The following is a 15,138-nucleotide window of genomic DNA, read 5'->3' on the forward strand; positions in this document are numbered from 1 at the left end:
TTCCTTGAATTATTAATTAACCATAGTGAAACACTAACGCATAAATATCAACAAAGAAGTGCTATTTAGAAATTATAAACTCTGTTTATATTGTTTCGGCGTTGCGGCAACCATGTTTTTAAAGTTGCGATGGAAATGACTTTGGTCGGTAAAACCAAGATCTGTGGCAATCGAGGCGATATTTTCTCCTTCTTTTAGCAAGGCTTTGGCTTTATTTATCCGCATTACTATTTGATACGCATGTGGGGTAATGCCGTATTGCTTTCTGAACGAGTGGATGAGGTAATAATCACTTAACCCTGAGATTTCAGCAATTTCTGAAATGGAAATGTTTTTATTAAAGTTATCTGAAATATACTGATAAGCACACTCAATGGCTTTTTTAGATATGCTATCAAGAGAGGGACTATCGCTGTCTTTTAGGATTAACTCAGAGAAAAAATTAATCGCAGTTTGTTCAACTTTGATTGCAGATTCATCTTCTATTAGAGTTTTAGCCAGTGACTGGAATCCTCGATATAAGAAAGGACAATCACTGTGCGTCATTTGAATTGGTTGAAATTCTTGATTGCTTCCATTCGATATTTGAGATTGAAGATCGGCAATCCAGTCTGGTTCAACATAGAGCATTTTGTAGCTCCAGTGAGTGCCTTTTTGTGGGTTACATGAATGGACTTCTTCCGGGTTTACGATAACAGTTGAACCCGGTCGAATAGTTTGCTTTATATTTTGATATAAAGAATACATACACTACTGTTAATGCAAGCAAGCCTCCCATCGCTTGATTAAAGATTTTATAATGAATAGGGTGCTCAAGGTATTTACCAATGGTTAAACCTAATAAAGCCCAAGTTGATATACAGCAGTAACATACGATAAAAAATATCATACTAAATGCCCCGAGGTCTTCGATAGGAATCGCACCGTTACTAGAAAATACGGTGACACCAGACAAAGATACAATCCAAGCTTTTGGATTCAACCATTAAAATCAATTTCTCCTAATGGTGATGGGATATAAAATCCACCGTTTAATACTGCTTTAGTGGCTTGAAGTGTATGATGACAAATTGCATTCACTTGGAATGAAAGAGGAAGCATATCGTCAACTAATTGAAGATTTACGATCTCGTTAGCTTCTCTGTTTTCAGCTTCAAAATGTACTTTAGCTTTAGTTATTAAATGAATGGCAACATTCAGTGAATTAGAGAAGGGAGTAAGAGTGATATCAGAAAGCATAGTCATGAGAATCCTTGAGTAATGACGAGAGTTGATTTCAATGTAGATAAAGGCTCTTCATTTTGCAAATCGGTGCAATTGTAATTTGGGGTAAATTATGAGAAATGCTAATTTTGCATATTTGACGGTAAACCATAAATTATGTGGTGCGGTTTGTTGAGGCTTATGGACTGTGGCGAGAGCAGTTATGGACAGAATGGTTTGCCTTAATTAGCGGAGCGATCTTCTGACCTTTTGAGATATATGAAATGCTTTTCCATACGAGCCTATTAGGGATTGGCGTTTTTCTGGTTAATGTATTTATTGTCGCTTACATGGCGTACTCACTATTTGGAGTGAAGAGTAGAGAGTGCTCATCTGAAGCATAAACCTGCTTAGAATTGAGATAGTGATATTTTTAACTATTATGATGTTTACAATGTGGTTTATTACTTATATATTGATTTAGTTATCACGATAAACGACTAGGATACAGTCATGCTTTCTTCTACAGCCCTACAATTTGCTGCTTTGTGCAAAATGATGCTCGGTGCTGTGTCGCGTGTAACATCATCTATTATTGCTGTCATTCTAGTGATTATTAACTAGGCTGGCGGCACTTCCGTCAGCCAGGCTGATGGGAGACTGCTTTATTATCTTCTTGTTTTTCTCAGCCAATCTGACGGTCCACAATAAAAGCTACTAGGGTTAAGCCCAATAGCAATAAGGACTATGACATTGAAAAAACAAAATTTATTTGCTATCGGTTTAATGACGTTTGCCATGTTTCTTGGCGCAGGAAACATCATATTTCCTCCTTTTCTTGGTTTAGAAGCGGGCACTCAATATTTACCTGCCATGCTAGGATTTTTGCTTACCGCGGTTGGTCTTCCTGCTCTTACTTTGATTGTATTAGGGCGACTTAGCTCTAGTGGGCAATTAACCCAAGCTTTACCAAAGCCAGTCGCTATCGCTTTTTGGGTACTACTTTTTACAGCCATTGGTCCAGCTTTTGGTATGCCACGAGCGGTAACAGTGGCTTATGAAATGGGAATTAAACCATTTTTTTCTGGCGATCATTTGCTGATATTTTCTGTGATTTTTGTTGGCGTTACTCTGTTATTGGCTTTTCAACGAGGAAAGTTAGTCGATTATATCGGAAAAGTGATGACTCCATTATTGGTTCTTATGTTAGCAGCATTAGCAGTAGCAGCCATTATTACACCATTAGGCGTATTGAGTGAGCCAAGTGCAGCTTATCAAGCTAAAGCAGTAACGAGTGGGTTAATTCAAGGTTATATGACCATGGATGCTATTGCGGCGGTTGGGTTTGGTTGGGTAATAATTAAAGCAATTCGTGATAAAGGCTGTGAAACGCCACATGACGTTTTCCACGCGACAGTTAAAGTAACTTTAGTTTATGCAGTGCTAATGTCAGCGTGTTATTTAGCAATGGCTTATGTTGGTGCAACATCCACTTCGATTTCAGAAGGCGCAACCAATGGCGGTGAACTTTTAACTCGTTATGTCTCTGAGATATTTGGCCCTTTAGGTCAATATTTATTGGCAGGCATTATTATCATGGCATGTTTGACAACGACGGTAGGTTTAACGAATGCATGTGCTGAATATTATCAGCAAACTTTCCGCTCTCCATTTGCGATCACCGCTATCATAGTGACGGCATTGACAGGGGTAGTGGCAAACTTCGGCTTAGAGCAAATCTTAGCCATTAGCTTACCTGCAATACTTATTTTATGTCCAATAGCCATTGCTTTGGTATTAGCGGCTCTTTTCTTACCGACAACAAAGTGCAACTTATCTACTTATGTCATAATTGTTATTACTTCTTTGGCCTTTGGTAGTTTAGATGCTCTGCATATATTAGAGCTATTACCAGCCTCTTTAGCTGAGTCATTAACTTATTATGTCCCGTTATTTGAAGCTCATGCGAGTTGGTTGTTACCTGTTTTTATCATCATTGTATTGAGTAAACTGTTGAATAGAAAACGCTCAATGTAAATATAATCACTCACACTCAAATTACGTATATAAACCTATTATAATGGAACCGATAACCCAGCTTTAAAACAGTTCTTACCAGTGGTTGGGTTATCATCATTGTGAATATATTGTGTGTAAAATTTAATCGCTAATACAAACTTAAATTAACAATTATCGCCCCATAGCCCAGTGCTTTATGATAAATCTAGCAAAAACAAAGAGATAAGAATATGACATTTGAACAACCGAATAACGATGAAACTTACTCAGAGACAATCGACAAAGTTCTCCAAGCGTACAACGGTGAAATTTATGGTATTGCCTTTTTTGAGTATTTCATTACTCACTACCCGCACCCATCAAATACTCAATTTTGGCAAAAGCTCATTGATATAGAAATGCTAACAGCTAACATCCTTCATAAGTGGTTAGTTTCAGCCAATGTTGAGTTTGAAATTAATCCAGAATCAATGCAGCTTAAAGGGCAACTTGAAGCGAAAAAATGGATTAATTTACCTTGGTCAGAGCTGATTGAAACCTTATTACCATGGATTGCACCATACGAACACTTGTACTGCGAATGGGAAGATTCGGCACAGAAAGATCGCCAGATTTTTACGGTTATTGCTGAACATGAAACCGCACTTTATCATAGCTGGCAGCGAGAACAGCGCGGCGAAAACGGCATTGAATTATTAGACGCATTTATCAATCGATACGCTAAATTTTAATAAGTAAGGAATTTTCCTGCTTTATGTTGGTAATTAAAAGTAGAGTAAAAGGTAATGCAATTGTTTCTGTTTTGTTTAGCTAAATGTTAATAACAACAATAACTTATATAATTATTATTTTATTTTCACAATTATTAATGATGTGTGATCTAACGCTATTTATTAAATGAATAACGCGATTATTATCCTCTCGATTTTTGGAGTTTAAACTACTGACACCATGTGCGGTAATTTAATGAATATTATATAAAAGCTATCATCAGGGAGATTGATATGTTTTTAATCGAGTTTTTAATTGTACTTGTTTGTATTTTAGTTGGCGCCCGAATTGGTGGTATCGGTTTAGGTGTTATGGGTGGTATTGGTTTAGCCATACTGAGTTTTGTTTTTGGTTTACAGCCAACAAGTCCACCTATCGATGTAATGTTGATGATCATGGCGGTAGTAGCAGCAGCAGCAGCAATGCAAGCCGCTGGTGGTCTTGAGTATTTAATTAAAATTGCTTCAAGCATTCTACGTAAAAATCCACGTCACATTACTTTCATTGCTCCTTTAGTAACGTATATGTTTACTTTCTTAGCAGGTACTGGGCATGTAGCTTATTCTGTTCTTCCTGTCATTGCAGAAGTAAGCCGTCGTAGCGGAATTCGTCCTGAACGCCCATTAGGTATGGCAGTTATTGCATCACAATTTGCGATTGTTGCGAGCCCAATTGCAGCGGCTGTTGTTGCTTTGGTTGCTTTTTTAGAGCCTCAAGGCATTACATTAGCAAACGTATTGATGATCACGATCCCAGGTACTTTCTTTGGTTTAGCTACGGCTTGCGTTATCGTAAACAAGCTTGGTAAAGATTTAAAGGATGATCCTGAATACCAACGTCGTATGCAAGATCCTAAGTTCCGTAGCGAAATGGAACAAGAAGTTAAAGTTGAAGAGATTGAGATTAAACCAGGCGCTAAAAAAGCGGTAGGTCTGTTCTTATTCGGCGCAATTGTGGTGGTAGTTATGGGGGCATTCCCATCATTACGTCCTAACTTCAACGGTTCACCAATGGGTATGGCACATACGATTGAGATCGTAATGTTAGCAATGGCGGCGTTTATTATCTTACTTTGTAAACCTGATGGAAACGAGATCACTCAAGGTTCAGTATTCCATGCTGGTATGCGTGCAATCGTAGCGATCTTTGGTATTGCATGGTTAGGCGATACGTTTATCGCAGGTCATGATGCAATGGTTAAAGAGGCGGTATCTGGTTTAGTTGAAGTCGCGCCATGGACATTCGCCTTTGCTCTGTTTGGTTTATCTGTCATGGTGAACAGCCAAGGTGCAACAACCGCAGTATTAGTGCCTGTTGGTATTACGTTAGGTCTTCCACCTGAAGTGATTATCGCGACGTTTGTTGCTGTAAATGGTTATTTCTTCATTCCTAACTACGGCCCAATCATTGCGTCAATTGACTTTGACCGTACCGGTACGACTAAGATTGGTAAATATATCTTTAACCATAGCTTTATGATCCCTGGGTTATTAAGCATGGTATTTAGTATTATTTTCGGTTTCATCTTCGCAAGTATGGTTTTATAACTAGTACGTAAATGAGCATCGAATAAAAGAAAAGCGATCAGTATATACTGGTCGCTTTTTTTTATATTAGGAATTTTATCTCAAAATGAATCATTACTTGGAGGTGTGAAAGTACGAGTGGTTATGTAAAAGAGTATTAATCAGAATGTGTATTTATCGGTTGCCGAGTCAAATACTGAAAGAGAGTAATGCCGAACATTAATTATATATGAACGGCATTAGAGTAAGTATAGAATTAATATTAGTTCAGTTTAAATAATGAAATCTCTGATTTTTGTTGCTCAGCTAATATCGCTAATTCTTGGCTTACCTGCTGTGTCTGGTGAATTGAGGATACGTTCTCATTAACTAAATCAAAAGTCCGAGTTGTATTTTTTGCTATGTCCTCTGTGACAGAATATTGCTCTTGAGATGCGGTAGCAACTAACGTATTAATATCTGAAATTGCTTGAACTGAGTTGGCGATATCATTAAACGATATCTTTACATCTTCAGATAAAATAACTGATTTTTGAATGAGTGCTACATTCTCTATCATATTGTTATTCGCTTTCTCAGACTGAGTTTGAAGTTTAGAAATAATATCTTGTATGTGATTAGTTGATTGTTGTGTTTTTGCCGCTAAGTTACGAACTTCATCGGCGACAACAGCAAAACCACGACCATGCTCACCAGCGCGAGCCGCCTCAATTGCAGCATTTAACGCAAGAAGATTGGTTTGGTCGGAGATAGAGCTAATTACACTTGTAACTTCACCAATATCGATGGCATTTGTTTTGAGATCTTCAATCATTGTAGCTGTCTGTTGGACTGAGATATTAATACTTTCAGTTAATAGAATTGATTCTTCTAAATGTTTTTTTCCAATCTCGACATTGTTTATTGCTGACTGAGCTTGCCCTTCAGCTTGTGTCGCATTTAATGTAACTTCTTTAGATGTACTTGATAGTTCACTAATAGCCGTTGAAATTTCTTCGATTTGAGCTAATTCATGCTGTGAGTTTTCAGCAGTCACACCCATCACGACATTTGATTCTTCAGCACTTGTTGCCAATTGTGTACTACCTACATCCATTTTCTGTAATATAGAATGAAATTCATCCAGCATTTCATTTAAATATTTAGTGCTTACACCAAGTTCATCTTCAGATAAAACGTCTGCTCTAATGGTTAAATCTTTCTTTTTAGAAACTAATTCTACAATTTTTGACAATTGTAAAGCTTGAGTTATTAATAGTTTTGAAATAAATACAGACGAAATAATAGTAATAGTTAAAATAGATAAGATAATAAAGGCAGTTGAATAAATAGAATTATTAACATTATTATTTAAATTGGTGATTACGGTATTTATATCAATAACTAATTCATCTTCATATTGTTTAAATGCATTAATTCTATTGGTTGATGCTTGATACCAATCTGTAGCCGAGACAGTATAGTTTCCTTCTGTGTAGCGATTGTTTACCATTTCTTTAATGTTAGACACCTTTTGAGATACAGAGCTAGAAAGAAGAGTATTCAATCTTTTTACCTGTTGGTTACTCGCATACTCTTCAAATGTTGAAAGGTGTGTGTTTTGAGTTGCATCAAGAGTGACGAATGTTCTATATAATGATAAAGCAACAGGCCCTGAGCTCGATAAAATATTATTTAAACTCGCACGTTCTTTTCCTGCAGCCTCTTTAATCTCTAAAAATAACGAATAATTTCTTAAATAAGGAGTTAATGTTTTTTCAGTTGAGTTTTTGACTATCGCATTACTTAACGATAAAAATAATGTATTGATATCTGTGTAATATTTAGCAGCGTTAGTCGCCGAGATACTAAATGAATCAACATTATTTCGATTCATATTAAGTTTTTCTAATTGTGAGAAAATACTTAACATATCATTGTAAATATCAGGGTGTAATTGTTTTGATGTTATCGATTTATCTTTCAGTGACGGTAAGTATTTTTTCAATACAGCATCTGTTTTATTTCGTTGAGCTAACATTTCTTCTTTAAAATTAGCGCCTTTTGAACTAACAAAACCAGCGGTTGATCCGCGTTCTTTCTGAAGCTCATGAACAATGAGACTACCTTCAATTGATATTTCAGTCATTGAACTAATGTTTTGCAGTTCTGAGCGAAGAGAGATTGTAGTATTGAGTGCATTAAGAGAAAAAAATAACATTCCTACGATAGGGAGTGTGATAATAAATAGAATTTTTTGTTTAAATGTTAAATTTCTAATTGGGTTCATAATGTTGTCTATGCAAGTTTACTTATTAAATTTAATCCAAAGTCAAGCTATTTATTGTATCTTGACCGTGAAGTTCATTATTTTTTGTAGATTATTAAATTTGAGATGATTTTATAGTATTGTGATTAGATAATATCTACTACTTTTGGGTATAAACTTATATGAAAAAGTAATAAGAATAATTTACTTTAATAATATTAGTGATTGAATTGTTGGATTTAATGCGCGCTGTGTTAATGGCGCCTAATTGCGAATTAAGATCGCTTATGTTTAATTTTGGTTGAATGTGAATAAATAAATCAAATTGTGGGGCGATGTAGTGTCGTCATGAAATAAGAAGTTCAAAAATCCGCAAAATGAAAGGGTAGTGCCTCGTTTACCTTATTTCAGGTTCAGCAATAGCGAACACGTAACTACAGGCTACATGCTAATGTTCTTTAGGTTTAATAAGCTTTGTGGTTTTAGTGTTAGATGTGAGGCTTCTCGTTACTGCTGCATATATAGTGCTCGCGGTAATGGCGGTATCAATGTTAAGTGATTTTGGTTCAGTGGCGTGGGTAGGACAAACAAATTAATTTTTGTGAGTGAAAGAAGAAGCCCTTAGAAATTAGATCCTAAGGGTTTTTTATAGTTTATCGTAGACGAATGGTAACTAAGTTAAATTTTAAAAAATGCGAGTTCTTCTTTTTGTGATACAGCAAGCTGAGACAGTTCTTTCGCTGCCTGCTGAGTTTGATTTATCGCCGTTACATTCTGATTAACAAGATCAAATGTATTGGTTGTATTTAATGCAATTCGTTCTGTTAGTGTAAATTGTTCTTGAGAAGTGCTTGCCACTAACGTGTTCATCTTCGATATAGATTGAACAGAATTCTCAATGTAGCTGAAAGATGATTTCACATTTTCAGATAAAGCAACAGACTCTTGAATAAGCTCTACATTACTTATCATGTTGTCGTTTGCTTTTTCAGATTGAGCTTGCAGTTGAGCAATAATTTCTTGAATACTTTGTGTCGATTCTTGTGTTTTAGAGGCTAGATTTCGAACTTCATCAGCAACCACAGCAAAACCACGACCATATTCACCAGCGCGAGCAGCTTCAATTGCCGCATTTAATGCTAATAAATTGGTTTGATCTGAGATCGTACTAATAACTGCGGTTACTTCACCAATGTCCATCGCATTGGTTTTTAGTTCGGCAATCATACTTGCCGTTAGCTGTACTGACTCATTGATTTTTTGAGTTAAATGAATTGATTCATCTAGCGTTTGGTTACCTTGAGATACACTATCTATGGCTCTATTAACTTCCTCTTCGGCATGAACCGCGTTCGATGTAACTTCTTTTGATGTTGTAGATAACTCACTTATTGCGTGTGAAATTTCTTCAACTTGTGCTAATTCATGTTGAGCATTATTCGCCGTGTTTTGCATAACTTCAGTTAGTTGCTTTGATGACGTTGCAACGTGGGTTGAAATATCACTGCTGTTTCGTATAGCGGCACCGACTTTTTCATTAAGAATGATTAATGAATGATAAATACCAACAGCATCTGATGCGTTTTTAAAACGTTGAGAAAGATTACCTTCAGAGATTTTCTTAATCATCTCTGATAATTCCCAAGGCTCACCGCCTAAAGATGAGCGGAAACTACGTTCAATCATTAAGCCAATAAATAAAGACATTGCTAGAGCAAATGTACTTAGTAATAGCATTAATTGCTGGAAACCTCCGGCGACATTTCTAGCCTCAGGCGTTAGAATTTGATTACGCGCTTCTTGATAATCGATAAATTCATTAATGGATTTTAACCATTGAATGAAAGCAGGACGAGCGTCATCTAAAATAGTATTAGTCATAACAGAGCCTGATTTTTTATCGTTAATAATACGATCAACCAAAGGCAGTGTTTGTTTTTGAATTTTTTCAATCTGAGCTAAGATATTTTGCTCTTGTGCGGAAAAGACAATCCCTTGAGAATGCATTTGGTTCATTTTTATTTCAGATTGATGATAGAACTCTTTTAATCGATTAATTTCTTGTTCTAATTTAGAAATCTCTTGAGGAGTTCTTGCGATAGCAATGTCTCTAATCGCAATAGCTCGGTCATGTACACTCCCTCTATAATCGATCGCGTAACGTTGCTTTACTGAGTTCACGTCTGTCATTTCAGTTAGAGTATGGTCGATAACATTTACTTTTTGTATGCCTAGTACCGTTAATAGCAGCATTAGAAATAGGGTTATACCAAAGCCAATAATGAGTCTAGTTCTGATGGTTAATTTTGATAAACTATTCAAAATTTGTTCTCCTTTTAATGATGAATCTATAGAGGGAAACTATTATTGCTCGTTTTCATAGTGAATAATAGCGTTGAACTTACCTTGAAGGTAAATTTAACAGGGACAGTGTACCTTATGATTATTTTTAATCTATCACATCTGAATAATATTAATTTTTAATATTAATTGTTATTTTTCTATACACTATTTATTGTCTTAATTATTCGAAATATACATTATTTACTGCTACCTTTTAAGTAAGATAATCAATTCAGTAGGATGTTTTTGACGTATAAATGGGAGAGTGCTATGTATGATGAGCAAAGGATTTTCCGTCATTATATTATGTCAATGGCTATCTTTATGGCAGCAATGTTTGTAGGGATAGAGAAAAGTAGAGCGAATACCGAACTTAAAGTCGGAACCTATCACTGTCCCCCCTTTATTTTCCATGCCAAAGGTCAAGAGTTTGATGGTCTTAGTATGGTGTTATGGGAACGAATTGCAGACATAATGGGCGTGACGTATACATTACAAAATTACGAATTAGACGATTTATTACTCGCGTCAGAAAAAGGCGATATTGACGTGGGTGTTTCTTGTATTTCGATTACGCCAGATCGTGAAGAGCATGTCGATTTCTCTCATTCATTTTATGAAACACACCTTGCTATAGCAGTAAAAAACCGCAGTTACCTAGATACGTTTATTAGCATAATTACCAATAAAACCTTATGGAAAGCACTTAGTATTTTTTTCTTTGTAGCGATCAGTGTCGGCGCTTTTTATTATGTTCTTGAACGTAAAAATAATGACAAACTTTACTCTATGCCAACCAAGCGGGGTCGGTTAGCCGAAGCTTTGATCCTTGGTGTGCTATTTATCACTAAAGGGCCTTTCAACTACTTTGAATTTAAAACCTTATCTGCACGAATAATGACGGTATTAATTGCTATGTTTTCGACCGTTTTTATTGCCAGCATTACGGCTATTTTAACCAGCTCACTCACATTAGAGCTGCTAAGATTTGATGTGAAAAATGTGAATGACTTATCCAAGCTAAGAGCAGGAGCGAAGCAAGCTACGACAGCATCATTATTATTGGCAGACCACGGCATTGCTCATGAAAATTATCAAACAATGGATGAGTTATTATTGGCATTAGAAAAGGAGCAAGTCGATGCTATTGTCGCGGATGACGCCGTATTACGGTACATGATAAAACAAGGTAAAAATAAGCAATTATTTAACGAACTCGTTGTGCTTCCTTATCAGTTAGAAAAACAAAATTATGGCTTAGTGTTAATTGAAAATAGTGAGTACGAAGAAGAGATCAATCGGGCTTTATTACAAATTCGTGAAACAACAGAGTGGCATCAGATCTTGTTAGAATATTTTACAGAAAAGTGATTAAGGTTAATGGTTCTTATATTTCAAATATAGTCACTGAGCGCTGATAAAGCCATGCGTGTGCTTGCCCAGCGTTTTGTCATTTATGATGATTGGCCTTATCTCATTTTTAATGCCGTATTTTTGCTATCATTTATTTTAACTACTCAAGTAAGTGTTATTATCCGCCGCCCATATTCCCTTTGAAACAAAGGACAAGAGAGATGCATGATCGTGCCAGCCAAATGGTGATATTTTACGCCCTAGCCAAAGCGGGTAGTTTTACTGCTGCCGCAAAACAAATGGGTGTGTCTACCTCTCATGTAAGTAAGCAACTGGGAGTATTAGAGGCGAACTTGAATGTGAAATTAGTTCAAAGAACGACACGTTCGCTCATTCTTACGGATGCAGGGCAACAGTTTTATCTATACTGCGAAAAAATGCACAGTGCAATGACCGAAGCCAGTGCCATCATGGATAATGAACGTGATGAGGTTGCGGGTATTTTGCGGTTAGGGCTATCTCAGTCTTTTGGCACCATGCATATTATCCCTGCGATTGATAAGTTACGTCAGCAATATCCTGAACTACAAGTGGAAGTTCGTTTGTTTGATCACAGGGCAGATATGCTTAAAGAGGGATTGGATTTATGGGTGACAAACTTTGAAGACTTGCCTGAGGGGTATGTTGCTCAACGTTTAGCGGATTCGCACTTTGTATTGGCAGCATCGCCTGATTATTTAATAGATAAAGCCGTGCCTCATCATCCTCAAGATCTCACTGAGCACAATTGCTTAACGTATCAGAGCCGTCATCGTGATTACAGCAATTGGGATTTCAGTAAAGGTAATGAAGAGCTGTGTGTCAAAGTGTCTGGAAACTATCGTGTTGACTTAGCAGAAGCGGTAAGGGACGCGGCTATTTCAGGGTGGGGAGTTGCCTATTTAGCCAGTTATTTATTAACCAATGAGTTTAATGATGGCAAATTGATTCAGCTCTTACCTGACTGGAAAGCGAGTCAAAAAATGCCAATTTATGCGGTTTACCCAAGTCGTAAACACTTGCCAAGAAAGATAAGTGCTGCCATTGATTTCTTACGTCAGCATATTGGTCAACAGCCATATTGGGATAAAGCGTTAATGAAATGGGTTAAGTTATAATCAAAGCATTATATGGTCGATATTGTCATTGATTAAATTAAATACAACGCAATGATGTCTTTTTAATCAATGAGTTAAATTTATTATCAGCCTTGAAATAAATATATTTTCCGTATGGAAACAATACTCTTTCCATACACTGCTCTTATTTTATAAATCAATAAGTTAAGCGTTTCTATAAAGTGTGATCTAAATCTCATTAACAGGGTGTTAGCAACCCCGACTTGCACGCAAACCTTTGCGTATTAGAATGCCTGCTCTATTTTCGATAGCACAGGTTTCTATCATGACATCGCTATTTGGTATTTTTGCCATTTTATTATTTGCTTATTTATGTTCGACAGATCGCCGTAATATTCCTTTAAGAACGGTCTCTTTGGCGTTTGGCTTACAAATCTTATTTGCTCTGTTGGTACTTTACGTACCTGCTGGTAAAGAGGTTTTAAATTCAGTAACTGCTGGCGTTTCCGGCGTGATTGATTATGGCCAACAAGGAATTGCGTTTCTGTTTGGTGGATTAGCGACAGGAAAAGTAGGCTTTGTATTTGCGATTAATGTGCTTGGTATTATTATTTTCTTCTCAGCACTTATTTCTGCGCTTTATCATCTTGGTATCATGCCTAGAGTGATTAATTTTATTGGTGGTGGCTTACAGCGTTTATTAGGTACAGGACGCGCAGAATCACTTGCTGCGACGGCCAACATCTTTGTGAGCATGGTAGAAGCCCCTCTTGTTGTAAAACCTTATTTAAAGCACATGAGTGATTCTCAGTTCTTTGCTGTAATGACCTGTGGTTTAGCCTCAGTGGCTGGCGGTACTATGGTAGGCTACGCCTCTCTTGGGGTGGATCTTAACTTCCTTATATCAGCAGCATTTATGTCAGCACCAGCGGGCTTATTAATGGCAAAAATGATGGTTCCACCGGGTGATGAAGCCAATAATGATGATGAAATTACCTCGGTAGAAATCGATCACGCGACAAACGTATTTGAAGCATTAGCGGATGGTGCAATGTCTGGTTTACGTATTGCAGTAGCAGTAGGTACGACGTTACTGGCGTTCGTGAGTGTCATTGCATTATTAAACGGTTTATTAGGCCACGTCGGTGATGTCTTTGGTTTAAAATTAAGCTTTGAATTGATCCTTGGTTATCTATTTGCACCAGTGGCTTTCTTGCTTGGTGTGCCATGGAATGAAGCGATCCTTGCGGGGTCATTGATTGGAAATAAGATCGTAGTAAATGAGTTTGTTGCCTTCATTCAATTAATGGAAGTGAAAGACCAACTAAGCCCACACTCTGTTGCGATTGTTACCTTTGCTTTGTGTGGTTTTGCCAATATCTCAACCATGGCGATCTTGATTGGTGGTTTAGGGAGTTTGGTTCCTGAGCGTCGTCCATTCATTGCCAAAATGGGTTTCAGAGCGATTACTGCTGGTGTATTAGCAAACTTGATGAGTGCAGCGATTGCCGGTGTGATTTTGTCACTTTAAGTTAATTGCTCAATTTCAAATAAAGAAAAGGTTGCGATCAAAAAGTCGCAACCTTTATTTTTTTCTAGATCCTAGTCCTCAAATCTCACTCGAATCGGCGTTGAGCTATCAAATGTAACCTGATCAAAACTATCTAATTTATGATGCTTAATTAGAGATTGTAAATTCTCAACATAAGCGTCGCCACGAGTAGAATAGTGAGATAAAGACTCGACTAATTTATAGCCTGATAATTTTCCCTCTGCACTTAGCTTTTGGCGTAAAGTCCAAAGATCTTTATAAGCAGAGGTAGTATTTAAGTTGTACATGTAACGCGCAGTTCCTGCGAACAGGTTATCAAATGCAGCTACTTTTACATGTCCACCAGGGGTACTTAAATACTTTCCGCCCTTAGAAGACAAGTGCTCTCCATATAACCCATTTCCTTTAACTGCAAAATAACTGGTTCCCCAACCACTTTCATCAATTCCTTGGGCCAGAACCATACCAACAGGAATAATATCTAGGCGTAAAAGTAGCTCATCAATGCTGTTTGATTTAATGCCATAAGATAGCATTAACTCATTTAGCCATACCGTTTCTTCTTTTGTCCATTTACTTTTAGGCTGCTTTGATAGCGCGATTACGTCATTTCTAACCGCACTTATGCGTTTATTCACCTCAATAATGGTAGGCAGTAATAAACGAATAAATCCTGAAATCTTCTCTTGGACAGGCAGTGAATGTAGATCGCTTGGTAGGTTTTCAACAAAGAACGTCGGGATTTGATCTATTTTACTAACATTAGCCAATTGATACTGATGCTGTTTAAACTCTTTGATAAGCGATTGAGCTGAGTTAAGTGTAGTGATTTTAATCTCAGGGTAGGGGGTGATGAGCTTCTCTGGTGAAATAGGAAGATCAGCAGCAAACGTGCTAGAGGATGCAATGAAAAGCAAAGAAGCAGAGATATGTTTTAACTTTTTAGATAAAGACATAAATAGAGTTCCATTGTTAATATTAATAGGATCGAAAACGGTGCTAAAC

General features: G+C 36.9%; 11 protein-coding genes and 1 pseudogene. 7 read left to right on the plus strand and 5 right to left on the minus strand.

Features of this window, described 5'->3' with window-relative positions; genetic code table 11:
• Positions 1-72: 72 nt before the first annotated feature.
• Positions 73-747, minus strand: coding sequence for an AraC family transcriptional regulator (locus tag PVK62_RS03310; protein ID WP_274443273.1), 675 nt, complete (start codon positions 745-747; stop codon positions 73-75).
• Positions 748-978: 231 nt separating this feature from the next.
• Entirely contained in the window at positions 979-1,245 is a 267-nt protein-coding gene (locus PVK62_RS03315) for a DUF1993 family protein (RefSeq protein ID WP_274443272.1), read from the minus strand.
• Between the two features lie 140 nt (positions 1,246-1,385).
• On the opposite strand from PVK62_RS03315, the pseudogene PVK62_RS03320 reads away from it, so the two are divergent.
• From PVK62_RS03320 to PVK62_RS03335, 4 genes and pseudogenes are all read left to right on the plus strand, one after another.
• A pseudogene (locus PVK62_RS03320) lies at positions 1,386-1,607 on the plus strand (DUF2127 domain-containing protein).
• A gap of 349 nt (positions 1,608-1,956) precedes the next feature.
• Entirely contained in the window at positions 1,957-3,240 is a 1,284-nt protein-coding gene (gene brnQ, locus PVK62_RS03325) for a branched-chain amino acid transport system II carrier protein (protein ID WP_274443271.1), read from the plus strand.
• A 212-nt stretch (positions 3,241-3,452) separates the two neighbouring features.
• Positions 3,453-3,953 (plus strand): hypothetical protein, encoded by a 501-nt coding sequence (locus PVK62_RS03330; protein ID WP_274443270.1) that lies wholly within the window; start codon positions 3,453-3,455, stop codon positions 3,951-3,953.
• Between the two features lie 273 nt (positions 3,954-4,226).
• Complete coding sequence (locus tag PVK62_RS03335; RefSeq protein WP_274443269.1) at positions 4,227-5,540, plus strand: anaerobic C4-dicarboxylate transporter family protein; 1,314 nt, start codon at positions 4,227-4,229, stop codon at positions 5,538-5,540.
• A gap of 241 nt (positions 5,541-5,781) precedes the next feature.
• On the opposite strand, the gene PVK62_RS03340 is transcribed toward PVK62_RS03335, so the two are convergent.
• Both PVK62_RS03340 and PVK62_RS03345 read right to left on the minus strand, forming a co-directional pair.
• Positions 5,782-7,788 carry a methyl-accepting chemotaxis protein gene (locus PVK62_RS03340; protein ID WP_274449337.1) on the minus strand — a complete coding sequence of 669 codons (2,007 nt, stop codon included), beginning with the start codon at positions 7,786-7,788 and terminating at the stop codon, positions 5,782-5,784.
• Positions 7,789-8,445: 657 nt separating this feature from the next.
• Positions 8,446-10,092 carry a methyl-accepting chemotaxis protein gene (locus PVK62_RS03345; RefSeq protein WP_274449340.1) on the minus strand — a complete coding sequence of 549 codons (1,647 nt, stop codon included), beginning with the start codon at positions 10,090-10,092 and terminating at the stop codon, positions 8,446-8,448.
• A 288-nt stretch (positions 10,093-10,380) separates the two neighbouring features.
• Between PVK62_RS03345 and PVK62_RS03350 the strand changes: the two genes are divergently transcribed.
• The 3 genes from PVK62_RS03350 to PVK62_RS03360 all read left to right on the plus strand — a co-directional run bounded on the left by PVK62_RS03350 (position 10,381) and on the right by PVK62_RS03360 (position 14,112).
• Positions 10,381-11,481, plus strand: coding sequence for a transporter substrate-binding domain-containing protein (locus PVK62_RS03350; RefSeq protein ID WP_274444646.1), 1,101 nt, complete (start codon positions 10,381-10,383; stop codon positions 11,479-11,481).
• A 203-nt stretch (positions 11,482-11,684) separates the two neighbouring features.
• Positions 11,685-12,620 (plus strand): LysR family transcriptional regulator, encoded by a 936-nt coding sequence (locus tag PVK62_RS03355; protein WP_274444643.1) that lies wholly within the window; start codon positions 11,685-11,687, stop codon positions 12,618-12,620.
• Between the two features lie 286 nt (positions 12,621-12,906).
• Positions 12,907-14,112, plus strand: a complete 1,206-nt coding sequence (locus PVK62_RS03360; RefSeq protein ID WP_274444642.1) for a NupC/NupG family nucleoside CNT transporter — start codon at positions 12,907-12,909, stop codon at positions 14,110-14,112.
• A 71-nt stretch (positions 14,113-14,183) separates the two neighbouring features.
• Here PVK62_RS03360 and PVK62_RS03365 read toward each other — a convergent pair whose 3' ends face one another.
• On the minus strand, positions 14,184-15,089 hold the full coding sequence (locus tag PVK62_RS03365) for a glucosaminidase domain-containing protein (protein WP_274444641.1): 906 nt from the start codon (positions 15,087-15,089) through the stop codon (positions 14,184-14,186).
• Between the last annotated feature and the right edge of the window lie 49 nt (positions 15,090-15,138).

The organism is Aliivibrio sp. S3MY1, from assembly GCF_028765575.1.
GTDB lineage: Bacteria > Pseudomonadota > Gammaproteobacteria > Enterobacterales > Vibrionaceae > Aliivibrio.